This is a genomic window from Archangium sp. Cb G35 (assembly GCF_001896145.1).
In the GTDB taxonomy this organism is placed as follows: Bacteria; Myxococcota; Myxococcia; order Myxococcales; family Myxococcaceae; genus Archangium; species Archangium violaceum.
This window is the reverse complement of sequence record NZ_MPOI01000014.1, coordinates 96,852-120,784: the sequence shown is the minus strand read 5'-3', so window position 1 is coordinate 120,784 and position 23,933 is coordinate 96,852. Positions and strand designations below refer to the sequence as shown.

Here is a 23,933-nt window from a genome sequence, read left to right as displayed (position 1 = left end):
CGGCACGAGGCGGCACCGTTCACCGTCTGGCATCCCAGCCGTGAGTCAGGGCCCGGGCCGTCGATGAGCGGACAGCTCCACGACTTTTGAAACACACACACGCGCGATGCCGCCCGAGCCTGGGCTGTGATGCCGGGCCCTTCTGGAGGGACGGCATGAGCATGACGCGGCGGGAGCTCCTCCACTACTTCGGCGTGACGGCGGCGGGCCTCGCGGGCCCCGGGTGCATCGGCTGGACGCGCGAGGAGGCCATCCCGGTGGACTCCTGGCACAAGAGCGTGTGCCGCTTCTGCGGCTCGGGCTGCGAGACGCGCGTGGGCGTGCGCGGCGGCAAGGTGGTGAAGGTCGAGGGCCTCCAGGAAGGCTGGAATCGCGGCCGGCTGTGCATCAAGGGCCTGCTCAACCGCGAAATCCTCTACGTCTCGGACCGAGCGCAGTACCCCATGGTGCGCAAGAACGGGCAGCTCGTGCGCGTGTCCTGGGACGAGGCGCTCGACGCCGCGGCCGCTGGCTTCCGCGAGGCCATCGCCCAGGGCGGACCGGACGCGGTGGCGTTCTACGGCTCGGGGCAGCTCTTCACCCAGGAGAGCTACACCGCCAACAAGTTGTTCAAGGGTGGCATCGGGACGAACAACGTGGATGGCAACCCGCGTCTGTGCATGGCGTCGGCGGCGTTCGGATACAAGTCCGTGTTCGGCGCGGACGAGCCCTCGGGCTGCTACGACGACATCGAGCACGCCACGACCTTCTTCGTCATCGGCTCCAACATGGCCGAGTGCCACCCCGTCGTCTGGGAGCGCGTGCGCGACCGCATCCGCACCGCTCCACAGACGCGCGTCATCGTGGTGGACCCGAGGCGCACACCCACCGCCCGCGACGCCACGCTGCATCTCCAAATACGGCCCGGCACGGACGTGGCGCTGCTCAACGCCATGGCCTACGAGCTGCTGCGCACCAGGCTGGTGGACCGCGCGTTCATCGACAACTTCGTCACCTTCCGCAAGGGAGCGGCCGACACGCCGCCGCTCACGCTGGAGGACTTCCAGAAGTTCCTCGAGGACTACGCACCGGAGAAGGTGGCGGACCTGTGCGGCCTGTCCTCGGCGGAGATCCGCGAGGCCGCACGGCTGTGGGGCATCTCCCAGGCGGTGATGAGCTTCTGGACGATGGGGCTCAACCAGCAGACGCACGGGGTGTCGGCCAACCGGATGATGATGGCGCTGCACCTGCTCACCGGGCAGATAGGGCGCCCCGGGGCCTCGCCCTTCTCCCTGACGGGCCAGCCCAACGCGGGCGGCGGCGTGCGGGACACGGGGGCGCTGGCCCACGCGCTGCCGGCCGGACGGCTCGTGTCGAAGGAGAAGGACAGACACGAGATGGAGAAGTCGTGGGGCCTGCCCGAGGGCCGCATCTCGCCCAACCCGGGCCTCTCCGCCGTGCCGCTCTTCGAGGCCATGCGCGAGGGCAAGGTGCGCGCGGCGCTGGTGATGGCCACCAACCCGGCGCGCTCGCTGCCCAACGCGGACCGCTACCGCGAGGGCATGGAGAAGGCCTTCCTCGTCGTCTGTGATTCCATCTTCCCCACCGACACCGCGCAGCTCGCCGACGTCTTCCTCCCGGCCGCCATGTGGGCGGAGAAGGAGGGCGTCTTCTCGCAGTCCGAGCGCCGTTACCACCTGGTCCAGAAGCTGGTGGAGCCGCCGGGCGAGGCACGCTCGGACCTGGAGATACTGGTGGCCTTCGGCGAGCGGCTCGGCCACGGGGAGCTGCTGAAGGCCCGCACGCCCGAGGACGTCTGGGACGAGTGGCGGAGGATTTCCGCCGGCAGCACCTACGACTTCACCGGCATCACCTACGCGCGGCTGAAGGAACTGCCGGGGCTGGTGTGGCCGTGCCCGAGCGAGGACCACCCGGGCACCTGCCACCGCTACGTGCCGGGGAAGGATCCACTGGCGAAGAAGGAGGGACGCATCGACTTCTACGCCCGGCCGGACGGACGGGCCATCGTCTACCTCTCCGAGCAGGGCCCCTTCCGGGAGGCGCTCACGAGCGACTACCCGATGACCCTCACCACCGGGCGCCGGTTGGAGCACTGGCACACCGCCACGCTGACGGGGCGGATTCCGCAGTTGCAGGGCATCGACATGGACTACCTGGAGATCCATCCCGGGGACGCGGCGGTGATGGGCGTGAAGGAGGGAGACCTGGTGCAGGTGACGAGTGCACGCGGCTCGGTGCGGCTGCAGGCGAAGCCGAGCATGCGGGTGAGGCCGGGCGTGGTGTTCGCGCTGATGCACTCGATGAAGCACCTGGTGAACGCGGCGACGAGTGACTACGTGGACCCCACCTCCGGGCAACCCGAATACAAGGTGGCCGCGGTGCGGGTGGAGCGCGTGAAGGAGGGCACGTGATGCATCCCTGGCATCTGCTGGCGATGGCCGCGCCCGAGCCTCCCCATGGCGCCACGTTGGGCGGCACACTGGAAGTGGTGGCCCTGGTGTGCATCGTGGTGGCATTGGTGGGGCTGGTGCTGGTGGAGTTCGTCTTCAAGTCGAGGATGGCGCGCTCGACGTACCGGTGGACGCTGCTGCTGGGGCTCTTCGTGCTGCCAGGCGTGGCGCTGCTGGGCACCACGGGGCACATGTTCGAGTCCATGAAGGAAGTGGAGGCCTGCCAGTCCTGCCACGTGATGGACCCGTTCGTGGTGGACATGCACAATCCAGAGAGCGCCACGCTGGCGGCCCGGCACTACCGGTCGGGAGCCATTCCGGCGAAGCAGTGCTACGCGTGCCACACGGGCTACGGCATCTTCGGCACGGTGGAGTCCAAGCGCGACGGCTTCCGCCACTGGCTGCTGTACGTGACGGACACGTGGAAGGAGCCCATCACGTACAAGGGTTCCTATCCCAACTCCAACTGCCTGGCCTGCCACGGCACGGCACCGGCCTTCACGCACGTGGACAGCCACCGGGCGCTGGGCAAGCAGCTCGCGAATGACGAGATGAACTGCTTCACCTGCCACGGACTGCCGCACCCCTCGCGCCCGAGCCGCGCGCCCACCCGCGCAGCCGTCCACTGAGGAGTCCCATGAACGCGCCCTCGTCCGACACGCTGATTCGAGCCGCCGTCCTCCTCACGCTGGTGGGCCTGCTGATGATGCTGCCCATCCTCTTCGGCATCCGTGCGAGCTTCGTGGGCTTCTACATGCTCGGGAGCCTGCTGCTCACGGTGTCCCTCACACTGTATGTGATTGCCGTGGTGCGCGAGCTGCGCCGCGGCGGCGCGTTGTGAGCGTGAAACGGCGCGGCCCGAGGACCCTTCAAGGGGACGCGGAGAACTTCGCGCTCTCGGCGCCCACGGTGCCCGGGGAGCGGGCGATCAGCGTGGCGTCGATGAGGCCTCGGTCCACGGCAAGGCCTGGGCGTGGCCGCCAAGGTCACCAGCGCTCGTGCCACTCCAGCCCGTCCGGCAGTGAATCCACCGCATATTCCATGTGCAGCACCCGGCGATGCGCCGGAACGATGGCCGGAGAGGAGGCATGCAGGAGCAACGGCCGCATCACCAGCAACCCGCCACGAGGCACGAGGCATTCGACGGCCGGTGTGCGCTCCCGCCACGAGGCGATGTCCTCGGGGCCGAGCCGTCCCACGCGATGAGAGCCCGGCAGCACGCGCACCGGGCCGTTCTCCGCGCCACAGTCGTCGAGGTGCAGGCGCACCGCCACCATCCGCTCCAGGAGTGCAACGGGCGGCTGCACGTGGAGAATGCCGGCCTTCTCGGACCAGGGGCCGAAGCCCTCGACAGCACGGCGCTCGCGCACGGCGATGGTGAGGTCCTGGTGCCAGATGACCTTCCAATTGGCATCCGGTGTCTTGTCGAAGAGCAGGGCACGGACGGCGAAGCAGCCGGGACCCAGCACGGCCTCGGCCGCCTCGCGCATCGCTCCCGCGCGGGCGAGCTCGCGCACCTCGGGCACGGACTCGAAGAGGTCGCGCGTGCCGCCGCGCCGCCGGGGCTCCGTGCCCTGGGGAAGAGCGGCGAGCGCAGAGAGCAGTGTGTCGAGTGCAGCAAGGGGAACGGCCGCGGGGAGGACGGCGAATCCCTCCCGCTCGATGCGTTCAGTCAACTCTCCGCGCATACCTGCTCCCGATTGCCCGTGCCAACGGATGGAGTGTCCTGGCAGGCTACCCCGCCCCAAACCTGGAGCCACCGACGACCATGCTCGAGCTGCGCGCCTGTATCGATGTCGAGGACCTGGACAAGGCCATCGCGTTCTACACCCAGACGCTCGGGTTGAAGCCCGGGCGCCGGCTGGGCTCCGATTGGGCCGAGCTGCTCGGGGCCACCTCCCCCATCGACCTGCTCGCCCGGCCGGCGGGGAGCCCGTCCAGTCCCGGGGCCTCCACCGTGCGCGACTACCGCCGGCACTGGACCCCCGTCCACCTCGACTTCACCGTCACTGACCTCGATGCCGTCGTCCAGCGCGCCCGGGCCGCCGGCGCCACGCTCGAGCGCGACATCCAGGAGCAGAAGTGGGGACGCATGGCCAACATGGCCGACCCCTTCGGCAATGGCTTCTGCCTGCTCGAGTTCCGGGGCCGCGGCTACGACGAAATCGTCGGCGCCTGAGCCACGCCCGCCCGCCCGCTCTGCTCGCGGACTGACGTGCCGTCGGGTGCCATTGAATCCTTTCGGGCCAGAGAGCCCTCTCCGTGGAAGACTGTGCCGCCATGCGAGCCGTGCTTCGTTCATCGTTCATCGTCCTGACGCTCGTGCTGTCCACCGCCGCCGGTGCGGCCCCTCCGGCCAGCAAGCCCAAGGCCTTCCACGCCCGCGTCCCCGATGAGGCGCGAGTGGAGCGCATCCTCCAATCCCTGTCCCCGCGCGAGAAGGTGGGGCAGCTGCTCCTCGCCTACCCGCAGATCGGCAAGGAGAACCCCGTGGAGGTGGGCGGAGTGCTCTTCGTGGGCGGTACGCTCCGCAAGCTCGACGCGGCCAAGGAGCGCATCCGCTCGTCCGGCGCGCGCGCGAAGGTTCCTCCCTTCTTCGCGGTGGACATCGAGGGCGGTGGCTTCAACCGGCTCAAGGCGCACCCGGCGCTCAAGGAGCTCCCGCTGGCCCGGGACATGGCCACGATGGCGGACGCCGAGGTCGAGGCGTGGGGCGTGCGCGTCGGCAAGGCGATGCGCGAGGTGGGGCTCAACATGAACCTCGCGCCCGTGTTCGACGTGGCGCCCAAGGGCCACATGTTCCGCAACGGCCGCGCGTTCTCTGGTGACCCCGAGGTGGTGAAGCAGAAGGCCACTGCCTTCGCGCGCGGCCTGGCGAAGGCCGGCGTCGTCTCCATCGGCAAGCACTTCCCGGGGTATGGGGACATCGACGCGGACTCGGATCACGAACAGGCCGTCGCTGACTGGGACGAGGACCGCGTGCGCCTGGAGGCCGCGGCGTTCCGTGCCGCGGACAAGTACCTGGGCGGAGTGATGCTGTCGAACGTCGTGTACGCGAAGCTCGGCTCGGGGCCCGCAATCCTCGAGCCCGCGCTCGTGTCCATGGCGCACGAGAACGGGTGGATTTCCGTCACCGACGACGTGGCCATCCGCGCGCTCGCCGAGCGCATCGGCGCCGAGCGTGAAGAGGTGGTGCGCCGGGCCTTCCTCGCGGGCAATGATCTCATCCTCACCACCGAGCCGCCGGACTGGTCGGGCGGGCTGGACTACTTCGGCATCCTGACGAAGCTGGCCGGGTCGGACCCGAAAGTCACCGAGCAGCTGGACGCGGCGGTGCGGCGGGTGCTGCGCATCAAGGACCGGATGGGCCTGCTGGACGGGATGTAGCGAGCACTCCGGATTCTTGAGCGCGATGGGGGTTCGGACTGAAGTGCCCGTGCCCATGGCACTGAATCCGAACCCGGTAGCGCCTCACCAGAACGCCCGTTGGCGGCTCGCGCGTCTGCTGCTGACCAGCGTCCTGCTCGGCGCCTGCGCCACCAGCCCCGGGCATCCTGGCCCTGCAACTCGCGGGGACTTGCGGCTCGACACGGAGACCGTCGCCCGCGCGCGCTACGCGGGCCTTGCGCGAGGCACTGGCACTGCGGTCTCCACCACCACCCTGGCCGTCGGCTCCACGCTCGCACTGGCCACACCGGTGGTCCTGGCTGTGTACCACCACAACCGGGACAAGGTGGACGAACTACAGGAGAGCCTCGCGGAGTGCGCCCGGATGGCCGAGCATCGGGTCAACTCCGATCACTTCGGCAACCGGCCTCCCACGAAGGAAGAGTGTGGCGAGGAGTTGGAGGTGGATGGCTGCGGAGAACCCATCACCCGCGCCATGCTCCTGGGCAGGAAGAAGCACGACCTCGCCCTCGCCTGCGCTCGTGACGTCCTCACCCGGCTCTGGCCCGCCCCCCTTCAGCATCGAGCAGCGCTACCGCTACTATCGGCACAGCCACATTCTCGAAACCATCAGCCGCAAGCAGGAGCAGCAATTCATCGAGGAGGGTTGTACCCACAAGCTTCGGGGCACCATCAAGCCCGATATCGTCCTCCATTCGGACTACAATCTCCTCGGGGCCGCGCTCATCATCGACCTCAAGTTTCCTTGCCCTTCTTCCAATGATCCGACGTGGCGCTCGTATGGCAGGAATAGTGCTTATGACGGATTGACCCAAGGGCAGGTCTATCAACAGGCGCTAGATGGCAAGGCCTTCATGCTCACACCTAGAGGGTTCTTTTGATGAAGGAGCACATTCCCCATATCCGGGTGCGAGCGAACAATGGGTTCCTGGTGGCTCGTGACGGCCTCATTCTCAGCTTCTTCATGCGCCGCTCCCACCAGGAGGTTGCCCCCCTTGTTTGGAGGGCCCTGCAGACGTATCTCGATGCCATTCCTCCTGGGGCTTTGAGCGGGTACGTCGCTTGCGAAGGGGGACTCCTGCCTCTCGATGATGAGGGCTGGGAAGACATCCGTCAGGACATGCTCGAACGCCCCTGTCCAGTCTCTCGCAGCGTCTATCTGCGGGAGCACATCGATCAGGTGGGCAGCTACAACTTCGAGTATTACGGCCGCCGGCTCGATGCGCCCATATTCGCCCGCGACGAGTACTCCACCAGCGCCGTGAGCTTTACCCTTCCCACGGGGTACCTGATGGAGCACGGCCCCGCCCGCATTCGCGCCCTCGCTCTCGAGCTCGCTCGCGAGCTGCCCTTCAGCTTCGGCTACGCCAGCCCCGTTCTCGTCGCGCCCAACTATTGGTGGTACGCAGCTCGCGGCGCGGTTCGAGCACTACGAGACCGCTACCCGGGATTGGATGTCTACGACCTTGAGGAGACCAGCCGGCGCCTCGGCACCCGAGCCCGCGGCGTCTATTGGCTCACCTTCCTCGGTCAACCCCTGCTCGGCCAGTTCGGCGGGCTCGAGAGTCTGCGGCAGCGGCTTCCCTTCCCAGAGATGTCCTTCCAGTTCCTGGATGGCGCGCGTGCACTGCTCTCCCTCAGCGAATGGCCCGACGCCATCGACACCGAGCAGGAGCCCGTTCCACCCCAGTACCCCGCCCTCGCCCGACTGCTCGAGCCGTTCATGTACGAGCAGGAGGTCTCCGGCTGGTTCTTCCACGACGACAAGGAAGGACTGGAGGACATGCGCCGGTGGATCCGCCGCTTCTGTCCCTGAGCCTCACCGTTTCCGGCGGCGCATCTCCCGCTCGTAGCTCTTGAGCTTGCGGTACAGCGTGGTCGCGCCGATGCCCAGTTCCTGCGCGGTGCGCGTCCGGTTGCCTCCGTTGTGCGCCAGCACCGCGAGGATGTACTCGCGCTCCACCGCCTCCAGCGTGCGCACCTCTCCCGTCAGCGCCGGTACCGGCAATGCCGCACGCACGTCCTCCGGCAGGTCCTCCAGTTCCACCCGCGTCCCCCGCGAGAGCGCCACCACCCGCTCCATCGCGTTGCGCAGCTCGCGCACGTTTCCCGGCCAGTCGTAGCGCTGGAGTTGATCCGCCACTTCCGCCTCCAACCCCGGTGCCGCTCGCCCCAGCTGTCTCGCCGCGTCCACCAGGAACACCCGCGCCAGCGGCAGGATGTCCTCACGCCGCTCCCGCAGTGGCGGCACCGTCAGTTCCACCACGCGCAACCGGTAGTACAAATCCTTGCGGAAGCGGCCCGCCGCCACCTCCTCGGCCAGCGGCCGGTTCGTCGCCGCCACCACCCGCACGTCGATGGGCCGGTTCGTGTTCTCTCCCACCCGCCTCACCTCGCGCTCCTGCAACGCCCGCAGCAGCTTCGCCTGCATGCCTGGCGGCATCTCCCCCATCTCATCCAGGAAGAGCGTCCCGCCCGCCGCCGCCTCCAGCAGCCCCACCCGCTCGTGCGTCGCCCCCGTGAAGGCCCCTCGCGCATGGCCGAACAGCTCCGCCTCCAACAGCGACTCGGTGAGCGCCGCGCAACTGATGGCCACCAGCGGCCCTCCCGCTCGCGCCGACTCCTCGTGCACCAGCCTCGCCACGCGCTCCTTCCCCGTGCCGCTCTCCCCGATGATGAGCACCGTCGCCTCGCTCCTCGCCACCCGCTGGGCCAGGTCCACCACCCGCCTCATCCCCGGGCTGCGCGCCACCAGCCCTCCCGGCCCCTCCGGCTCGCCCACCACCTGCTCCAGCGCCCTCGCCCGCTCGCGCAGCTTGCGCTCCGTGCGTTTGAGCGCGCTCGCCACCTGGTGCAGCGACGCGTCCAGCACCTCGCCCTGGAAGTACGGCAGGTGCTCCTCCAGCTGGCTCCCCCACTCCTCCAGCGTCCGGCCCGCGAAGTGGCAGGCCGCATCCCCCCTCGCCACGCACCGGTCCTCCAGCACGTAGATGGGCCGGCCCGCCGCCCGGCTCATGTATCCACTGGCGAAGCCACACTGCGTCCAGCACGAGGGCGCCTCCGCCCTTCCCAGGTGCAGCAGGTGCTGCTCCGCTTCGTACGAGTACTCGACCGTGGCTCCCCGGGGCGCCAGCGGATTGTCTTCCCCCGGCCGGATACGAATGAGCCCCTGCAGCGTGTGGAGGAGTCCCCCCGCCATCTGCCACTCGGCCTCGCTGCTCCACCGGTAGCCGGTGCGCAGCGCCTCCGCCATGCGCCAGCCGTGGGCGAAGCCGAAGCGCGTCAGCACCGCCCTCGCTCCCGCGAGCCCCAGCATCTCCACCAGCTGCTTGCGCAGCATCCCCATCGCCACCGCGTCCAGAATGAGCGCCCGCTCGCCCGCGAAGCGCACGCCCTCCCGTGGGTCCACCTCCAACAACGTCTCGATGCGCAGGTCCCTGGCTCGCATGGGCGGCCCTTTCATTTTGGAAGAAGGGTCATTCGTTCCGACCGGTACGTCCAGCCCCATCTCTTCCAACCCAGCGGAACTCCTGGCCCCCTGCAATGGCCCGGGGTTTGCTGTGTTCCCCTGACGCCAGGAGGACGCGATGTCATTCAAACGGGAGACGCTGGAGGAGGGCTCGGTCCGGCTGTCGAGCGAGCGGTGCAGCTATACCTACCGGCGGCTGCGCCCGGGCGTGGTGTTCATCCGCCTCGTCGGGGACGACAAGGGCGAGTTCGGCGACGCGCCCCGGGACGAACTGCGCGAGGACCTCAGCCGCTACGCGCCCGTCGAGCTGTTCTTCGAGATGGATGAAAGCACAGGGGCCAACCTGCCCGTACAGGAGGCGTGGACCGAGTGGTTCAGCACCTGGCGCCCGGCACTCAAGAGCGTCAGCATTCTCACGCGCAGCAAATACATGCACGTCAGCGTCGAGATCGCGAAACTCTTCTCCCGCACCGGCGAGCTCATCCGCGTCTACCTCGACCCGGAGCCCTTCCACGAGGCGATCCAACGCGCGGCGCCCCATGCGCGGCTCGAGCGAAACAAGTGAGCATCCCCACCGGTGGAGCAGGAGGCTGTATGAGCGCAATCCGGCGAGAGACGTTGGCGTGCGGCACGGTGCGGCTGTCGAGCGAGCGGTGCAGCTTCACCTACCTGAGGCCGCGCCCGGGCGTGGTGTTCATGCGCATCGTGGGGACCGACAAGGGCGAGTTCGGCACCGCCCCCATGGACGAGCTGCGCGAGGACCTCAGCCGCTACAGCCCCATCGAGCTGTTCATCGAGATGGATGAGATCACCGGCGCCAACCTGCCCGTCCAGGAGGCGTGGACCGCGTGGTTCAACACGCACCGTCCGGCCCTCAAGAGCGTGAGCATCCTCACCCGCAGCAAGTTCATGCACTTCACCGCCGAGGTGGTGAAGTTCTTCTCCCGCACCGGCGAGCTCATCCGCGTCTACCTCGAACCGCGGCCCTTCGAGGAGGCCCTCCAGCGCGCGGCGCCCGACTTCCCGGGGCTCGAGGCCGCCCGGAAGCCCGGCCCCTAGTCAGACCCTCCGGAGTCACACCCCGCGGCCCCGCCTCACATGCCCCCGCCCTCTCAGAAGGCGCAGAAGTACGGGGCCTCGGAGTCCTGGTTGAGCAGCTCCGCCTTGTCGCCGCGCCGCACGGCCACCGTGAAGATGTGCCCCTCGTAGCGCCGGGTGCCGAGCACCACCACCACCGGCCCCTCCTTGCCCAGCTGGAGGGCCGCTTCCGGGCGAGGCACGCCCACCTCGTCCTTGTCGTAGAGGTTCAGCGGCGACCGCTCACTGCCCTCCATCTCCCCCTTGGACATGGGGTCCGTCCCCACCTTCTTGCCCCCGAGCAGCACGGTGAGCTGCCCGCGCAGCTTAGCCGTCTTCGTCAGCAGGAAGCCGAGCCCCCCGGCCTCGTAGGCCCGGAGATCCTTGCTCGCCGCCTTCTTGCCCTTCGGCAGCGGGGCGCCCAGTGAATTCGCCGGGACCTCCTTCACCGGCAGGGACTCGAGCCCCTCGGTGTCTCCGGGCGGGAGCACCCACACGGGGCCCTCGGGCAGCGGCTTCGAGGAGGAGAAGCCGGCGAAGGTGGCCGTGTTCCCGTCACACCCGTAGGATTCATCCGAGGTGCCCACGTAGGTGCCCTCGCTCGGCCCGGCCGAGGAGACGAGCCGCACCTTCGTGCCCTCGGGTACGGACTTCCACATATCCGTGAAGAGCACCACCTGGGCCTTCGGGTGCCTGGGCGTCCAGTACGCCCGGCTCTCCTCCACCTCGGGCTTCACCGTGGCGAAGCCCAGCCACCCGGGCAGCCCCTGCCAACGCGGCTCCGGCAAGGAGGCCGGGGCCTTGGCGCCCTGGGCCGCCGCCGGGGCCTGCGCCCGAGACTCCGGAGCCTGGCTCCCATCCGCGAGCGCCACCACCACGAGAACGACGAGAGAGAAGGTATTCATAGGGGCCAGCAGCCTAGCCGCCCCAAGCACCGATATGCCCTGGCTTCCCGCGCGTTACCGCCGCAACCCCCTATGGGCCGGAGGGGGACAGGAGACATGTCCATGCCGGAGCTGACGTCCGAGGTGCGCGTGGTGGTCGCGCGGTTGAGGAATCTCTTCGTCGACATGGCCCGGCAGGGGGCCTTCGCCAACCCGCTGGACGAGCTTCCCCACGCGGAGCTCGAGCCCCGGCAGATGCAGGCGCTCTGGTGGCTGCGGGCCGAGAGCCTCCTCTCCGTCAACGGACTGGCCGAGCGCATGGGCATGGCGATGCCGCCCATGACGCGCCTGCTGGACCGGCTGGAGGAGCTGGAGCTCATCACGCGGCATCGGGGCATGCGCGCGGACAAGCGGCAGGTGGCGGTGCGGCTCACCGCCAGGGGTGGCGCGGTGGCCGACGAGGCCGACGCCGTGGTGCAGGAGCGTCTGGCCCGGCTGCTCCTCCCCATGGAGGGGGAGGATCGCAGCGTGTTGCTGGACGCGCTGGAGCGCTGGGTGCAGGCCCTGGCCCTGGCCCGCACCTCGAGAGACGACAGCCGCACCGCGGCGTGACTCAGCGCTTCTCCAGCTCCTCGGGGTGGAAGACGCGCGAGGCCACCCGGTCCAGCACCTCGTCACCCCAGACGACGCTCGCCTTCGCCAGCCGCTTCATGTCCTTGGCGAAGGCGTTGCCGTCCGGCACCTGCGTGTAGTCGCGGCTCAGGAAGAGGCCCCGGTTCTCCCGCTCGTAGTCCACGGTACCGCCACCGGTGTCCGTGCCCTCACGGGCCTCCGCCTGGAAGCCCTCCAGCACGCCCGGCTTGGGCGGCTCCTTGAAGCGGTAGACGAGCGCACTGCACTCCAGCGTCTTCGTGTCCTCGTGGTACTCGAAGTACACCTGCGCCGGGCCCACGGTGATGCCACCGAAGCCCTGCGCGTTGAGGCCCTCGCTCAGCACCGCCCCCTGCGAGCGCGCGTACCAGCGCAACAGCTCCCGCGCCAGCTCGCGCGTCATCACGCCCCCGCTCGGAGGCGGAGGCGGGGCCATTCCCACCGCGGACAGAATCCACTGCAGCATGGCGCGCGGCTCCGTCAGTTGAACTGGCCGGCGCGAGCCTGGTCGAACGGCACACGCTGCGGCAGGTACGCATCACCCAGCCCGTGCGCGCCATTGAGGCCCGAGCCGTGCTCGAAGCGGTGGATGACCGCGCCCTTGCCGCCGTTGCGCGCCCACTCGTCCACGCCCGAGCCGTTGCCCTGGCCGAACCACGTGGGGACGAGGTCCTTGTTGTTGACGTAGTGCACGTACTGGGGGCCATCCGGGAAGTTCGCCGCGGCGCCGCCGAAGGTCTCCACATTCACCTTGCTCAGCAGCTTCTCCACGTCCGCCTTGGACATCCCATCTTCGATGCGCAGCCGGTTGGCCACGTCATTGAGGGCGCGGCTCGTCACCAGGGCTCCCTGGCTGTGGGCGAACAGGTGCACATCCCGCCCCGCCTTCAGCTCCGAGTAGACGGTGTCCGCCATGGAGTCCACGGCCGGGTTGTGGCCCTTGTCCAGCTTGTCCTTCACGCACTGGGCGAGGTCCGCCACCATGCCCTCGGTGGAGTTGTGGATGCCGACGACCTTGGCTCCGGTCCGGTCGGCGATCGCCTGCATGCTGTTGAACTGCTGGTCCTTCGTGTTGGCGATGCCGTTGACGTAGATGAACGTCTCGGTGGGGTTCGGGTTGTTGCGCGGGGTGACGCCCGGGACGTCGCTCAGCGCGGTGCCGGGCGGGAACGTCTGGCCGCCCGCGCCCACCAGGTGCCCGTCGAACGCGCGGTCCGGCTTCGAGCCGCCGAAGAACTGGTTGTTCAGCTCACGGGCCTTGCTCGTGGCCTTGTCCTCGAAGCCGTCGACGAACTGGCCCACGCGCTGAGCGCCATCGGCCACCTTGTTGGTCACCGTGTTCGCCACCTGCTGCGTCTTCTCGACGGCGTTCTGCGCGCCAGTGCGCACGGTGTTGATGAGGTTACGGCCGCGGTCGATGATGCTCATGGGGGGCTCCAGCGGTAGGGCTCGGGGAAATCCGTTGAGGGATTATCGCGATCAGGACGCGGAAGTTGCGTCCCCACCCCTCGTGCGGTCTCCCACACCCCGAATACGGCTCCGGGACCCTGACGCCCCGCGTCAAACAGCCGCGTCGACGGCGCGGCGGACGCGGGCCCAGTCGAAGTTGTCGGCCGGGTCCGTCTTGCGGCCCGGGGCCACGTCCCGGTGCCCGAGGATGTTCTCCTTCGGCACCCAATACCGCCGGGCCAGGTACGGCACGAGCTGCTCCAGCGCCCGGTACTGCGCCTCGGTGAAGGGCGTCTGGCCGGTGCCGTCGTTGGTGATTTCAATGCCGATGGAACGCGCGTTGACGCTGGGCTCGGTGTCGCCGTGCAGCGAGGAACGGCCCGCGTGCCACGCCGTCATGCTGTCCGGCACGAGCTGGTAGACGGTGCCATCGGGGCCCACCAGGTAGTGCGAGCTCACCCGGTTGTTGCCGCGCACCCAGCGCAGCGTGGCCAGATCCACCCGCGCGCTGTTGGTGCCGGTGTGGTGCAGGACGATGGCGTCGATGGCCACGCCCCCGCGGGACGCCTGGTTCCGCGAGGGCTTGGACACCACGGGCGGCTTCTTCACGGGCACCAGCGCCTTGAGGAGCGCGGCGCGCGTCCGGGGCCCGTACCCGCCGTCCTGGGTGAGCCGCCAGTCCCGCTGGAAGCGCGTGAGGGCCTGCTTCGTCTTCGGCCCGAAGTCCCCGTCCGCCTTGCCGCTCAGGTACCCGAGCTGGATCAACACGGCCTGGAGCCGCTGCACGTCCGGGCCCTTGCTGCCCTCGGACAGCGGGCCCTCGGGGAGCGGTGAGGAGGAAGAGGCGCTGCCAGAAGCGCCCAGAGCGGAGGCATTCGACGTGGCCATACCCAGGATTATCGCCCCTGCCCTGACCCCGCCGCGCCTCGGGGCCGAGCCGAGCCTCCGGTAGCCAACATCCCCCCGCCACGGAGGGAAGGACTGTTGCCTCCCGGACGTCCGGAGGGGGCCTTGCCTGCTCTCCTGCCTGTTCTGCTTGAACGTGATTTTCCGGATTTTATATATTGGTTCAACTTCATGAACCCGCGCTCAGCCACCCCACGCACCAAACCCCAGTCCATGCGGATGCGGATGAAGGAGGAGGCGCGGGCCGCCATCCTCGACGCCGCCGAGCAGGTGCTGGACGAGAAGGGACAGGCCGCGCGCATGGACGACATCGCCGCGCGCGTGGGCGTCTCCGTGGGGACGCTCTACAACTACTTCGAGGATCGGCAGCAGCTCCTGGCGGCCCTGCGGGAGATGCGCGGGCGCGAGCTGCTGGCCCTGCTCGACGCGGAGCTGGAGCGCGGCCTTCAGAGCCCCTACCGCGCGCGGCTGCACGGTTTCCTGCGCTGCATCCTCGAGTACTCCCAGACACACTTCCGGCTGTTCTCCCTGCTGCTGGAGGACTCGGTGCGGCGCGACGCCTCCCGCGAGGAGGAGCTGGATCGCCATCTGACGAGGTGGCGCGAGGTCGCCCTCCGTCTCGAGCACCTCGGCGAACAAGGCATCCAGGAAGGCGCCCTGCGGCCCGAGGATGCCCCCCACTACCCCGCGCTGTTGCTGGACATGTTGCACGGCCTCGTCGTGCGCCAGCTCCTCGCGAAGCAGCCCGTGCCCGCCGACGAGCTGCTCGCTCCGCTGCTGCGGTGCTTCCTCGAAGGCGCCGCCCCGCGCTGAGCCCCCCTGTCGACCCCGTCGTTCCCACCAAGGAGCCACACCATGAGCCTGTTGGACAAGTTCGACGTCCTCAACCCCGAGGTCATCAACAACCCGTACCCCTACTTCGTCGAGCTGCGTGAGAAGGCGCCCCTCTTCTGGCTCCAGAGCCTCCAGGCCCACGTCGTCAGCCGCTACGAGGACGTGACGTACGTCCTGAAGAACCCCGCCCTGTTCTCCTCCGTGGACATCCGTGTCAACGGCAAGCTGGCCAAGGACACCTCCCCCCTGGATGGCTCGGTGTCCAACCTGGTCAACTCGGATCCGCCCATCCATACGCGGTTGAGGGGCGTGGTCAGCCGCGCCTTCATCCCCAGGCGCATCTCCGAAATGGAGCCCCGCGTGTTCGAGTTGTCCAAGGGGTTCATCGCGGAGATGACCGCCCGCGAGGAGTTCGACTTCATGGACGGGCTGGCCTCGCCCCTGCCCGTCACCGTCATCTCGGAGATGCTCGGCATCGAGGTCTCCCGGCGCCGCGACTTCAAGCGCTGGAGCGACTCGCTCATCAGCTCCGGCCCGCAGACCCTGCGCGACGGCAAGCCCTCGGAGGAGGTCATCCGCAACGCCACTGAGATGCGCGACTACATGGCGGAGATCGCCGAGAAGCGCCGCCGCGAGCCCACGGGGGACCTCATCTCCCTGCTCGTCCAGGGCGGCGAGGGCGCCGAGCCCCTGACGCCCCAGGAGGTGAACTCCTTCGCCATCATCCTGCTCATCGCCGGCAACGAGACGACCACGAACCTGCTCGGCAACAGCCTGCTCGCGCTCATCCGCCACCCGGAGCAGTACGACTGGCTGCGGCGCAACCCCACGCGCGAGGCCTGCGCCCGGGTGGCCGAGGAGACGCTGCGCTACGACTCGCCCGTGCTGGGGCTGATGCGCCGCACCACGCAGGACGTGGAGCTGAGCGGCGGGAAGGTGCCCGCGGGCTCCACGGTGATGGCGATGCTGGCGTCCGCCAACCGCGACCCGCGCAAGTTCTCCAACCCGGAGCGCTTCGACCCCGAGCGAGAGACGAACGGCCTGATGTCGTTCGGCCACGGCATCCACTTCTGCCTGGGTGCTCCGCTGACGCGGCTGGAGGCCCCCGTGGCGCTCAAGGAGCTGATGGAGCGCGCCCCGCGGCTGGGCTTCGCCTCGCGCCAGCCCGAGCGCATCGACTACGGTGGCTCGTTCTTCCTGCGCGGCCCCCGCTCGCTCTGGCTGCGCAAGAACTGAGGAACCCACTCCCGGGAGACGACCGATGACCCCTGAAATCAACCTCAAGACCCCGGAGATCCGGGCCAACCCGTACCCCACCTATGCCCGCTTGAGGAAGGAGTCACCGGTCGTTCTCTACAAGCACCCCATCTTCGGCAAGACCTACTACCTCACGCGCTACAACGACATCCTGAGCTCCTTCACGGACCCACGGCTCGCCAACGACCGCCGCAACGCCGTGGAGGGCAAGGATCCCATGGACCGCTGGTGGGTGCCCAAGCTGTTCCGGATCCTCCAGAACAACATGCTCTCCAAAGACGCGCCGGATCACCGCCGCCTGCGAGATCTGGTGCACAAGGGCTTCACCCCCCGGCGGGTCGAGGAGATGAAGCAGGCGGTGGAGAAGATTGTCGGCGAGCTGCTCGACGCGGCCCAGAAGAAGCAGACCGTCGACCTGCTCGCCGACTTCGCGCTCCCCCTGCCCCTGACGGTCATCTCGGAGATGATGGGCGTTCCCGAAGAGGATCGGCAGACGTTCCACCGGCAGATGGGCGGCCTGCTGGACAATCTCGCCACCCCCTCGGGGTTCCTGCTCCAGACCCCCAACGCCATCAACATGATGCGCTTCTTCCGCAAGCTCATCCGCCTGCGTCAGACGCAGCCCCGGGATGATCTGCTCACCGCGCTCGTGCAGGCGGAGGAGCAAGGAGACCGTCTCAACGAGGACGAGCTCATCTCCATGATCTTCCTGCTGCTGCTGGCGGGGCATGAAACCACGGTCAACCTGATCGGCAATGGGACGCTGGCGCTCCTGCAGCACCCGGAGCAGCTCCAGAAGCTGCGCGACAATCCCGAGCTGATCGGCTCCGCGGTCGAGGAACTGCTGCGCTACGGCAACCCCGTGGACCAGCCCTCTCCGCGCTACGCCCGGGAGGACATCCACCTGGACGGGCACGTGATTCCCCGGGGAGCCACGGTGCTGCCCCTGCTGGCCTCGGCGAACCGGGATGAGTCGGTGTTCGAGAACCCGGACACGCTCGACATCACCCGCAAGCCCAACCGCCACGTGGCCTTTGGCATGGGTGTGCACTACTGCCTGGGGGCGCCGCTGGCGCGGCTGGAGGGCACCATCGCGCTCCAGCACCTGGTGCGGCGCTTCCCGGACATGAAGCTCGCCGTGCCCGAGGAAAAGCTGCGCTGGCGTGGCTCCATCGGGCTGCGGGGACTCAAGGCCCTGCCGCTCATCCTGTCGCCGTCCGGAGCCCAGGCCGCCGTGCGCGAGGCCGCCTAGCCCCGTTTCCACCCTGGAGCGGTGCTCCTCGACAGCGTTGGAGTCTCTTCCCGCCGTCGCGGCGAACGAGCTCGCCGGGGAGCACGGCCGGCCCCGTGGTGTGGCTGCGCCACGGGGCCACGAATTCAGGTACGGGAAGGGTTACTTGGCGCTCGCGACCCGCTTGACCTGCGACCGCGGCGCGACCTGAATGCTCGAGGGAATGGTCCTGCCGGCCTGCTTTTCGATGGCGGCAGCCACGTTTGCGGAGATCTGGTCGGTGTAGGTGCCGCGCAACACCTGGGCCAACAACGTCTCGGTGCCGGCGGGGCCGAGGAGCGTGGCATAGGCATTGAGGTGCTGGTAGCCGAGCTGCGCCAGGAAGTCCTTGAAGGCGTCGCCCCCCGTGATGATATCCGTGCAGATCTTCGCCCCGTCCAGCGTGGCCCGAGCCGTGGGCGTGTAGGGGGAGCCCGTCCCCGTTCCCACGACGCTCAGTCCCACGGCCACCAAACCCAGGGCGTCGACCTCCCAGCACTCGGGGATCTGGGGGACGTAGAGCTTGGGGATCTGGCCGAGATCGGTAGGTGCCCAGGCGTGGGGGACCACATCGAAGGGATTGTAGAAGCCCTGGACGGTCACCGTCTTGCTCAAGTAGCTCGCGAAGTCACCGTTGCCCGGCGTGGGTCCGGCGACGGGCATGGTGATGACCGTAGACGAGCCATTCTCATCCCACGTCGACTTCGTGTTCTGCAGGTAGAGCGCCAGGGCCGGGGCGAGCGCGCCGCCGAGGCTGTGGCCGCAGACGGTGAGGTTCATCGGACCCTTGCTCGACTCCGCGGCGAGGAAGCTCTCGATCGTGGACAAGGCGCCGGGGATACCAATCCACGGCATGGTGCTGAGCAGGTTGTTCAGGCCGATCGCGGTGCCCTGGGAAATCGCGGCGTTACCGGCGTCACGAGCGGCGGAAGGGGCGACGGATCCGATGACCGTGGACCAGAGCACGGTGCTCGTGACCCAGTTATCCTCGACGAGGAAGTCGACCGGTGAGTTCCCGCTCGTCCCGGCGATCCCAATGACATAGTCATGGGTGTTCGCCTTTTGGGCCACGTACATGGTGTTGTTCGAGACGAGATTGCCCTTCGAGTCGAGGCCGAGCGACAGCGAGGGGCCCCAGACCACGTCCCAGGTGCCGATCTGTCCTTGCATCGTGCTCAGGGCCGTCTTGATGCCATTCAGGGTATCGGCCGGCGCAAAGAGCCCCGACTGGGTATTCCCGATGTTCGCGAGGGCTGCAACGGCGAAGATCTTCTTCTGGTTGTCGGTCGGAGAGGCCATGCGTATCACCATCCATTCACTGGCTTCGGTTTGCCCGCGGCCACCATGGCCCGGGCAGGTCATCTCTTGCTGTTGATGCGCGTTGTCGTTGAACCCTGAGGCCGGGTTCACGGCGAGGAGTTCGTCCCGCCCGGCCTGGCTCTCAGCAAGCTACATGCCAGGGGTGCGGCAGTCCGTGATGCCTCTGGAGCTCGCTTTGGAGCCGCGGCGGCACCACCCCATTGACGTGTCAGTCCCGGCCGTTGACGCGTCAGCCCACACAGACACCCATCCCGCACAGCTCGCGCCCCCAACACAGGGCAGCGTGCCCATTCCCGAAGTCAGGTCCCTTCGTCGAAGAGGCCGGTCGGCAGCCCGTCGAGGCTGCGCGTGTTCTTCTGGCGCTGGTAGGCGTCGAGCCCCTCCGGGCCCTTGGCCTCGGCCCACTTCGTGAGCGTGGGGCGCTCGCCTTCGTATTCGTAGAGCGGCACGCCRTAGCCGCACGAGGTCTGCACGAGCTCGATGTCGAGCAGGATGAKCTGCCGCGCACCGRGTGGCTCCACGCCGCCGAAGKCGGAGGCGAGCAGCCGCGTGTATTCCTCACCGCCGCGGCGCAGGGCCCGGCCRCGGCCGTAGAGGCGCAGAATCATGGGCGGCCCCTCGAAGGCGCAGAACATGAGGGTCAGCCGCCCGTCCGCGARCAGGTGCGCGGCCGTCTCGTTGCCGCTGCCGGTGAGGTCGAGGTACGCGRCTGCCCTGTCTCCGAGCACCCGGAGTGCGTCGAGCCCCTTGGGTGAGAGATTCACGTGTCCGGTGGGCGCGGCGGACGCGGTGAAGAACACCCGCTGGCGCTGGATGAACTCACGATGGGCGGGCTCGAGCCGGGGAAACTGTTTCGCCATGTGGGACGGACCTCCACCGGCAGGCGAATCCATCCGCCCAGCGAAAGGGTGTCAACGAAAGGGTGTCATGAATCAATGTCACCACTCCCGCGGCCACGGGTACGCCTCGAGCTTCTCGGCGAGCGCTTCGCGCGTCGGCGCTTCGATGAACACACGCCCGGCAGGCTTGCCGAGCGCGTAGTGCTGCTCCGGCGTCCAGAGACCGCGTTCATTCATCGACTCCCTGGCGGCCACTTCGGCTTCGGCGGGAGCCACGACCAGTTCTCGCACCCGGAAGACACCGTCCTGCTCGACGACGGCGACGGTTGGATGAGGTGAGCCAAAGGTGAACGGCAGCTTCCCGGCGCGCAGGAGCGCGAGCACGCGAGGCTTACCTAGCGGAGCGATGGGGGCCATGGACCCTGCATGTAAGCACCAAAGGCGCGAGGGCCGCCCCAGGGTCACCCTGCGTCTGCTCATCGCGGACGGACGGGCCCTCTGACGGTTCCGCCGCGAGCACCTTTTTCCGCCAGGACTGCGCCGTCTCTTTTTTTTAATCTCCGAGTGGGACGCGCGCCGCGTTTCTCCGTCCTTACAGGGCAACCGACGCTGGCGCTGAATTCCGGCGTTCATCCACGGAGATGACCATGATGAAGAAGCAGACGCGTTCCTGGCTCGCGCCACTGGCGCTGATGGGCGTGGTGGGCTGTGCCAGCAGCGGGGCCGATGAGTCGAAGCCGAGCGAGCCCGTTGCGCAGGACACCGAGGTGACGGCGTGGGTGCCCGGGACGCCGGCGCCCGCCCAGGCGCACGCCGAGGGAACCAAGCACACGCTCGAGATGGACTGGATCCGCCATGAGGGCTCGATCGAGGACCTGACCGACCACTCTGCGTTGGTCATCGGCGGCCGGGTGGAGTCCACGCGCTTCGACGTCATCCGCACCTATGCGCAGTCCAAGCAGGAGGGACAGCCCTCCGGAGAGGCGAGCGGCATCTACACGGATCTTCCGGTGACCATCGCGACCGTGAGGATCGACGACCTGGCGCGCTCCTCGGCGGCGATCAAGACCGCCTCGGGCGGCGTGGTCGCGCAGGGCGCCACCGTGGAGATCATGTTCCCCGGCGGCCTGCTCTCCGACGGCTGCACGCTCGAGCCGCAGGACAACCCGCTGCCGAAGGTGGGCGAGCAGGCGGTCTTCTTCCTCACGCCGCAGGGGGGTGCCAAGCCCATGGCCGCGAGCTCCATGACGGGCGTCTACTCCGTGACCGGTGGACCGCTGGGCCGGGTGCTGGTGCAGGACGGCCTCGCCCAGGGCAAGCCGGTCAACGCACTGCTCGACCGGGTCGAGGCCCGCGCACGGGCCGTCCAGTACCAGGGCCCCGACGAGCGCGAGGAGACGCTGTTGAAGGCGGGCCCCCAGGAGCCGGCCGCCCTGGGAATGACCGCCCAGGGAGTCACCGCCCAGAGCTGGTGCGGGCTCCAGACCTTTGGCTACAAGTGGTGCCGGAGGCCGACCAACGTCACCTTCACGGACTACACGGGCACGCGTTGGCCCATCGGTGACGCCATGAACGCGTGGATGTACACGGGCATCTCGAACAGCCTGTACCTCTACTGGCGTTCCAGCGGCACCTCCGACGTCTACGTTTACGAGAGCTACTACGGCTACACCGGCTGGTACGGGTACGCGGGCAACAACTGGTCGGGCACCTGCATGACCCGGAGCACCATCCAGCTGAACAACACGTACTACACGGGCGCGCACTACGCGAAGACCGTCGCCATCCACGAGGTCGGGCACTCCCTCGGCATCTATCACCACCCGAACTGCAACTCGATCATGTACATCGACCCCACCCAGTGCACGGCCGCCATCACGTCCTGCGACGCGCAGGCGATCGCGGAGCTCTATCCGTACTGAGCGTGGGCTGAGGACAGGCGGACCCGAGCGGGCTGGACACAGCCCGCGGTGGGTTGCGAAGCGGTCCCTCCGGTTGGACGGCTTCCCCGGCATGGGGATGATGGGCGAGCTCGAGCGCCGACATCGACCTCACCTTCAACCAGCTCTCGGGCGCGCCCCTGCGCGTCCTCGACCGGTTCTCCAGCCGCCGGCCCAACCCCCTGGCGGACATCGTGCTCGAGGGGGAGCCGGTGGACACCCCGGTCTTCGACTCGCCGGCCCGCGCGCACGTGCCCGCCTGGAAGGAAGGGCTCGAGGTGCCGGAGCACCACACGTTCCGGTTGAACGCGCGCGGGGGAGGCCCGCTCGGCATCGAGTGGACCATCGACGGCAAGGCGTTCGCCGGACACGGGCACCGCCACGAGCCGGGGCTGACCCTGAAGCAGGGCCAGTTCTACCGGCTGCGGTACGTGAACGAGTCGGCGCGCCTGCACCCCATCCACCTGCACGGGATGTTCTTCCGGCTGCTCGCGCGCGATGGCGTGCCGGTGGAGGAGCCGTTCTTCCGGGACACCGTCCTCGTCCACGGATGCCGGCAGTTGGATGATGCACTGCCACATCCTCGAACATGCCGAGGCCGGCATGATGACAATGATTGACGTCGAGAAGGAGTGAGTGGTGGAGCAACAGCCTGGGCACCATCAAGGGCAGAGTGCCGTCCAAGTGGGGAAGGCATTGGGAGTTACCCCACGGGCGGTGCACGCCCGGCGGCGGCGCTGGCGCCAGGAAGGTGCTCGGGCGCTGAAGGCCGGTGAGCACCCGGGCCGACCGCCCCGGCTAACGCCAGCCGCGCTGGAAGAGTGGTGGGCGCGGTGCGCTACCCGACGGGGGACTTCCGCTTCGCACACCAGCCCAGGAGCGTCACCAGCGCTCTATTTTTCGCCCTACTGCCCGGGCTGGTGGCGCACGCGAAGCGGACGGGCCGGCGCATCGTGCTGGTGCTCGACAACGGCGGCTGCTTCACCAGCCGCGCTTCGAAGGCCGCTATTGAGGCCGCGAAGCCCCACGTGCGTGTCTTCTGGCTGCCGCGCTACACCTCCGAAACCCTCAACTGGATTGAAGGCTTCTGGGGGGAGTTGAAGTCCACCTACTTCAGCCGCATGCTGACGGCCGACCGCGACTCCTTCTATGGAGCGGCAGTCCACCTGCTGCGCCGCGTCCGCAGACGCGGCAAACTGCCTACCCGAGCCGCTACCCCCTGAACGGAATTAGTTGGGGTGGCTTAGGCGTTCTCCAGGGTTGAGTGCCAGCTCACGCCGAGCGAGCCAGCGCCACGGCGTCGGGGCCGGCGGGGAAACGGAGCGTCCGCGACGTGTCGTTCGCGGCCCGCCAGATGGCTTCGGCCACATCGGACTCGCTCGTCACCGCGGCCAGCTGTCCGAACGAGGCGAAGATGCGCTGTGCGAACGGGGCATAGGCCTCGGGGAAAAGCCCTTCCATGCGGGCGCCGCCGTTGCTCGTGAAACGGGTGTTCGGGCAATAGCCCGGCTCGACGAGCTTCACGCGCACGCCGAACTCCTCGAGTTCGAATGCGAGCGACGCCGTGAACCCCTCGATGGCCGTCTTGCTCGCCGTGTACACGGCCACCAGCGGCATCGGCGCCAGCGTCGCGCTGGACGTCACGTTCACAATCACGCCCGACCCGCGTGCGCGAAACCGGGGCAACACCGCCTGCGTCATCGCCATCACGCCGAAGGTGTTGGTCTCGAACACGTCACGCACCGTGGTCATCGGCGTGGCCTCGAAGGCCCCCATGAGCCCGATGCCCGCGTTGTTGACGAGCACGTCGATGGGGCCACTCGCTTCGAGCGCCGCCGCGATGGAATCGGGCCGCGTCACGTCGAGCGACACCACGTGCAGCCGGTCCGACCCGGGTACGACGTCCTCGCGCGGTGTCCGCATGGTGGCGACCACATTCCAGCCCTGCGCGTGGAAGTGGCGCGCGGTCTCGAGCCCGTACCCGGAGGAGCACCCCGTGATGAGCACCGTCTTCATCGCGCACCTCCTCCGTCCGGGTGGGTGGCCGGGCCCGTGCCGCGCGTCGCGGAGAGCAGCAGGCCGGCCAGTTCGTCTCCCTTCCCGAGGTGAGCAGTCATCGTTGCCCGAAATCCGTATGTCACCTTCATGTCGACTCCTTGCTTGCCGCGAATCGCGGCGT

At 68.5% G+C, this 23,933-nt stretch carries 26 protein-coding genes and 1 pseudogene; 17 read left to right on the top strand and 10 right to left on the bottom strand.

Going from position 1 to position 23,933, the window contains the following annotated elements:
• The first annotated feature begins 155 nt into the window (after positions 1-155).
• Genes BO221_RS37265 through BO221_RS37255 form a run of 3 tightly spaced genes read left to right on the top strand, consistent with a single transcriptional unit; the run spans position 156 to position 3,291 of the window.
• Entirely contained in the window at positions 156-2,411 is a 2,256-nt protein-coding gene (locus BO221_RS37265) for a molybdopterin oxidoreductase family protein (protein WP_073565637.1), read from the top strand.
• The gene (locus BO221_RS37260; protein WP_073565636.1) at positions 2,411-3,079 is read left to right on the top strand and encodes a hypothetical protein; all 669 of its coding nucleotides are present in this window, start codon (positions 2,411-2,413) and stop codon (positions 3,077-3,079) included. The genes BO221_RS37265 and BO221_RS37260 overlap by 1 nt, the downstream gene beginning before the upstream one ends.
• A gap of 8 nt (positions 3,080-3,087) precedes the next feature.
• Complete coding sequence (locus tag BO221_RS37255; protein ID WP_073565635.1) at positions 3,088-3,291, top strand: hypothetical protein; 204 nt, start codon at positions 3,088-3,090, stop codon at positions 3,289-3,291.
• A gap of 145 nt (positions 3,292-3,436) precedes the next feature.
• Here the strand turns inward: BO221_RS37255 and BO221_RS37250 are convergent, their stop codons facing one another.
• Positions 3,437-4,138, bottom strand: a complete 702-nt coding sequence (locus tag BO221_RS37250; protein WP_073565634.1) for a phytanoyl-CoA dioxygenase family protein — start codon at positions 4,136-4,138, stop codon at positions 3,437-3,439.
• Positions 4,139-4,218: 80 nt separating this feature from the next.
• On the opposite strand from BO221_RS37250, the gene BO221_RS37245 reads away from it, so the two are divergent.
• The 4 genes from BO221_RS37245 (at position 4,219) to BO221_RS37230 (ending at position 7,674) form a co-directional block, all read left to right on the top strand.
• Positions 4,219-4,629, top strand: a complete 411-nt coding sequence (locus tag BO221_RS37245; RefSeq protein WP_073565633.1) for a VOC family protein — start codon at positions 4,219-4,221, stop codon at positions 4,627-4,629.
• Between the two features lie 101 nt (positions 4,630-4,730).
• The gene (locus tag BO221_RS37240; protein ID WP_073565632.1) at positions 4,731-5,837 is read left to right on the top strand and encodes a glycoside hydrolase family 3 N-terminal domain-containing protein; all 1,107 of its coding nucleotides are present in this window, start codon (positions 4,731-4,733) and stop codon (positions 5,835-5,837) included.
• A gap of 467 nt (positions 5,838-6,304) precedes the next feature.
• Positions 6,305-6,739, top strand: a complete 435-nt coding sequence (locus tag BO221_RS56645) for a hypothetical protein (protein ID WP_233166427.1) — start codon at positions 6,305-6,307, stop codon at positions 6,737-6,739.
• A gap of 83 nt (positions 6,740-6,822) precedes the next feature.
• Complete coding sequence (locus BO221_RS37230; protein WP_083682086.1) at positions 6,823-7,674, top strand: DUF3396 domain-containing protein; 852 nt, start codon at positions 6,823-6,825, stop codon at positions 7,672-7,674.
• A 3-nt stretch (positions 7,675-7,677) separates the two neighbouring features.
• Here the strand turns inward: BO221_RS37230 and BO221_RS37225 are convergent, their stop codons facing one another.
• Entirely contained in the window at positions 7,678-9,306 is a 1,629-nt protein-coding gene (locus BO221_RS37225; RefSeq protein ID WP_073565630.1) for a sigma-54-dependent Fis family transcriptional regulator, read from the bottom strand.
• 139 nt (positions 9,307-9,445) lie between these two features.
• On the opposite strand from BO221_RS37225, the gene BO221_RS37220 reads away from it, so the two are divergent.
• Together BO221_RS37220 and BO221_RS37215 are read left to right on the top strand one after the other, a co-directional pair.
• Entirely contained in the window at positions 9,446-9,892 is a 447-nt protein-coding gene (locus BO221_RS37220) for a hypothetical protein (RefSeq protein ID WP_073565629.1), read from the top strand.
• 29 nt (positions 9,893-9,921) lie between these two features.
• Positions 9,922-10,386 carry a hypothetical protein gene (locus tag BO221_RS37215; protein ID WP_073565628.1) on the top strand — a complete coding sequence of 155 codons (465 nt, stop codon included), beginning with the start codon at positions 9,922-9,924 and terminating at the stop codon, positions 10,384-10,386.
• Positions 10,387-10,439: 53 nt separating this feature from the next.
• Here the strand turns inward: BO221_RS37215 and BO221_RS37210 are convergent, their stop codons facing one another.
• On the bottom strand, positions 10,440-11,309 hold the full coding sequence (locus BO221_RS37210; RefSeq protein ID WP_073565627.1) for a hypothetical protein: 870 nt from the start codon (positions 11,307-11,309) through the stop codon (positions 10,440-10,442).
• Positions 11,310-11,411: 102 nt separating this feature from the next.
• Between BO221_RS37210 and BO221_RS37205 the strand changes: the two genes are divergently transcribed.
• Positions 11,412-11,900 (top strand): MarR family winged helix-turn-helix transcriptional regulator, encoded by a 489-nt coding sequence (locus BO221_RS37205; RefSeq protein ID WP_073565914.1) that lies wholly within the window; start codon positions 11,412-11,414, stop codon positions 11,898-11,900.
• 1 nt (position 11,901) lies between these two features.
• On the opposite strand, the gene BO221_RS37200 is transcribed toward BO221_RS37205, so the two are convergent.
• The 3 genes from BO221_RS37200 to BO221_RS37190 all read right to left on the bottom strand — a co-directional run bounded on the left by BO221_RS37200 (position 11,902) and on the right by BO221_RS37190 (position 14,276).
• Positions 11,902-12,342, bottom strand: coding sequence for a type III secretion system chaperone (locus BO221_RS37200; protein ID WP_198956272.1), 441 nt, complete (start codon positions 12,340-12,342; stop codon positions 11,902-11,904).
• Between the two features lie 77 nt (positions 12,343-12,419).
• The gene (locus tag BO221_RS37195; protein ID WP_073565626.1) at positions 12,420-13,367 is read right to left on the bottom strand and encodes a hypothetical protein; all 948 of its coding nucleotides are present in this window, start codon (positions 13,365-13,367) and stop codon (positions 12,420-12,422) included.
• A gap of 132 nt (positions 13,368-13,499) precedes the next feature.
• A complete protein-coding gene (locus tag BO221_RS37190) occupies positions 13,500-14,276 on the bottom strand; it encodes an N-acetylmuramoyl-L-alanine amidase (RefSeq protein ID WP_073565625.1) in 777 nt (258 codons plus the stop codon).
• A 189-nt stretch (positions 14,277-14,465) separates the two neighbouring features.
• On the opposite strand from BO221_RS37190, the gene BO221_RS37185 reads away from it, so the two are divergent.
• Genes BO221_RS37185 through BO221_RS37175 form a run of 3 tightly spaced genes read left to right on the top strand, consistent with a single transcriptional unit; the run spans position 14,466 to position 17,637 of the window.
• Entirely contained in the window at positions 14,466-15,107 is a 642-nt protein-coding gene (locus BO221_RS37185; protein WP_073565624.1) for a TetR/AcrR family transcriptional regulator, read from the top strand.
• Between the two features lie 42 nt (positions 15,108-15,149).
• The gene (locus BO221_RS37180) at positions 15,150-16,364 is read left to right on the top strand and encodes a cytochrome P450 (RefSeq protein ID WP_073565623.1); all 1,215 of its coding nucleotides are present in this window, start codon (positions 15,150-15,152) and stop codon (positions 16,362-16,364) included.
• Positions 16,365-16,389: 25 nt separating this feature from the next.
• Positions 16,390-17,637 carry a cytochrome P450 gene (locus tag BO221_RS37175; protein WP_073565622.1) on the top strand — a complete coding sequence of 416 codons (1,248 nt, stop codon included), beginning with the start codon at positions 16,390-16,392 and terminating at the stop codon, positions 17,635-17,637.
• A 141-nt stretch (positions 17,638-17,778) separates the two neighbouring features.
• On the opposite strand, the gene BO221_RS37170 is transcribed toward BO221_RS37175, so the two are convergent.
• The 3 genes from BO221_RS37170 to BO221_RS37160 all read right to left on the bottom strand — a co-directional run bounded on the left by BO221_RS37170 (position 17,779) and on the right by BO221_RS37160 (position 20,198).
• A complete protein-coding gene (locus BO221_RS37170; RefSeq protein ID WP_083681985.1) occupies positions 17,779-19,065 on the bottom strand; it encodes a hypothetical protein in 1,287 nt (428 codons plus the stop codon).
• Positions 19,066-19,274: 209 nt separating this feature from the next.
• Positions 19,275-19,835: a pyridoxamine 5'-phosphate oxidase family protein gene (locus tag BO221_RS37165; RefSeq protein ID WP_073565620.1), complete on the bottom strand. Its 561-nt coding sequence runs from the start codon at positions 19,833-19,835 to the stop codon at positions 19,275-19,277.
• 78 nt (positions 19,836-19,913) lie between these two features.
• On the bottom strand, positions 19,914-20,198 hold the full coding sequence (locus BO221_RS37160; RefSeq protein ID WP_073565619.1) for a hypothetical protein: 285 nt from the start codon (positions 20,196-20,198) through the stop codon (positions 19,914-19,916).
• A 263-nt stretch (positions 20,199-20,461) separates the two neighbouring features.
• On the opposite strand from BO221_RS37160, the gene BO221_RS37155 reads away from it, so the two are divergent.
• From BO221_RS37155 to BO221_RS37145, 4 genes and pseudogenes are all read left to right on the top strand, one after another.
• Positions 20,462-21,736, top strand: coding sequence for a matrixin family metalloprotease (locus BO221_RS37155; protein WP_073565618.1), 1,275 nt, complete (start codon positions 20,462-20,464; stop codon positions 21,734-21,736).
• Positions 21,737-21,948: 212 nt separating this feature from the next.
• Positions 21,949-22,242, top strand: a pseudogene (locus BO221_RS57150) (multicopper oxidase domain-containing protein); the annotation flags it as partial.
• A 10-nt stretch (positions 22,243-22,252) separates the two neighbouring features.
• Positions 22,253-22,390: a multicopper oxidase domain-containing protein gene (locus BO221_RS57710; RefSeq protein ID WP_369865930.1), complete on the top strand. Its 138-nt coding sequence runs from the start codon at positions 22,253-22,255 to the stop codon at positions 22,388-22,390.
• A gap of 197 nt (positions 22,391-22,587) precedes the next feature.
• Complete coding sequence (locus BO221_RS37145) at positions 22,588-22,977, top strand: transposase (protein WP_083682084.1); 390 nt, start codon at positions 22,588-22,590, stop codon at positions 22,975-22,977.
• A gap of 49 nt (positions 22,978-23,026) precedes the next feature.
• Here the strand turns inward: BO221_RS37145 and BO221_RS37140 are convergent, their stop codons facing one another.
• Positions 23,027-23,770, bottom strand: coding sequence for an SDR family oxidoreductase (locus BO221_RS37140; protein ID WP_073565615.1), 744 nt, complete (start codon positions 23,768-23,770; stop codon positions 23,027-23,029).
• Positions 23,771-23,933 lie beyond the last annotated feature (163 nt).

Bases quoted from the DNA above. Each gene is read 5' to 3' on its own strand.
- BO221_RS37265 (WP_073565637.1), top strand. From the start codon at position 156: ATGAGCATGACGCGGCGGGAGCTCCTCCACTACTTCGGCGTGACGGCG.
- BO221_RS37260 (WP_073565636.1), top strand. From the start codon at position 2,411: ATGCATCCCTGGCATCTGCTGGCGATGGCCGCGCCCGAGCCTCCCCAT.
- BO221_RS37255 (WP_073565635.1), top strand. From the start codon at position 3,088: ATGAACGCGCCCTCGTCCGACACGCTGATTCGAGCCGCCGTCCTCCTC.
- BO221_RS37250 (WP_073565634.1), bottom strand. From the start codon at position 4,138: ATGCGCGGAGAGTTGACTGAACGCATCGAGCGGGAGGGATTCGCCGTC.
- BO221_RS37245 (WP_073565633.1), top strand. From the start codon at position 4,219: ATGCTCGAGCTGCGCGCCTGTATCGATGTCGAGGACCTGGACAAGGCC.
- BO221_RS37240 (WP_073565632.1), top strand. From the start codon at position 4,731: ATGCGAGCCGTGCTTCGTTCATCGTTCATCGTCCTGACGCTCGTGCTG.
- BO221_RS56645 (WP_233166427.1), top strand. From the start codon at position 6,305: ATGGCTGCGGAGAACCCATCACCCGCGCCATGCTCCTGGGCAGGAAGA.
- BO221_RS37230 (WP_083682086.1), top strand. From the start codon at position 6,823: ATGCGCCGCTCCCACCAGGAGGTTGCCCCCCTTGTTTGGAGGGCCCTG.
- BO221_RS37225 (WP_073565630.1), bottom strand. From the start codon at position 9,306: ATGCGAGCCAGGGACCTGCGCATCGAGACGTTGTTGGAGGTGGACCCA.
- BO221_RS37220 (WP_073565629.1), top strand. From the start codon at position 9,446: ATGTCATTCAAACGGGAGACGCTGGAGGAGGGCTCGGTCCGGCTGTCG.
- BO221_RS37215 (WP_073565628.1), top strand. From the start codon at position 9,922: ATGAGCGCAATCCGGCGAGAGACGTTGGCGTGCGGCACGGTGCGGCTG.
- BO221_RS37210 (WP_073565627.1), bottom strand. From the start codon at position 11,309: ATGAATACCTTCTCTCTCGTCGTTCTCGTGGTGGTGGCGCTCGCGGAT.
- BO221_RS37205 (WP_073565914.1), top strand. From the start codon at position 11,412: ATGCCGGAGCTGACGTCCGAGGTGCGCGTGGTGGTCGCGCGGTTGAGG.
- BO221_RS37200 (WP_198956272.1), bottom strand. From the start codon at position 12,342: ATGACGCGCGAGCTGGCGCGGGAGCTGTTGCGCTGGTACGCGCGCTCG.
- BO221_RS37195 (WP_073565626.1), bottom strand. From the start codon at position 13,367: ATGAGCATCATCGACCGCGGCCGTAACCTCATCAACACCGTGCGCACT.
- BO221_RS37190 (WP_073565625.1), bottom strand. From the start codon at position 14,276: ATGGCCACGTCGAATGCCTCCGCTCTGGGCGCTTCTGGCAGCGCCTCT.
- BO221_RS37185 (WP_073565624.1), top strand. From the start codon at position 14,466: ATGAACCCGCGCTCAGCCACCCCACGCACCAAACCCCAGTCCATGCGG.
- BO221_RS37180 (WP_073565623.1), top strand. From the start codon at position 15,150: ATGAGCCTGTTGGACAAGTTCGACGTCCTCAACCCCGAGGTCATCAAC.
- BO221_RS37175 (WP_073565622.1), top strand. From the start codon at position 16,390: ATGACCCCTGAAATCAACCTCAAGACCCCGGAGATCCGGGCCAACCCG.
- BO221_RS37155 (WP_073565618.1), top strand. From the start codon at position 20,462: ATGATGAAGAAGCAGACGCGTTCCTGGCTCGCGCCACTGGCGCTGATG.
- BO221_RS57710 (WP_369865930.1), top strand. From the start codon at position 22,253: ATGGCGTGCCGGTGGAGGAGCCGTTCTTCCGGGACACCGTCCTCGTCC.
- BO221_RS37140 (WP_073565615.1), bottom strand. From the start codon at position 23,770: ATGAAGACGGTGCTCATCACGGGGTGCTCCTCCGGGTACGGGCTCGAG.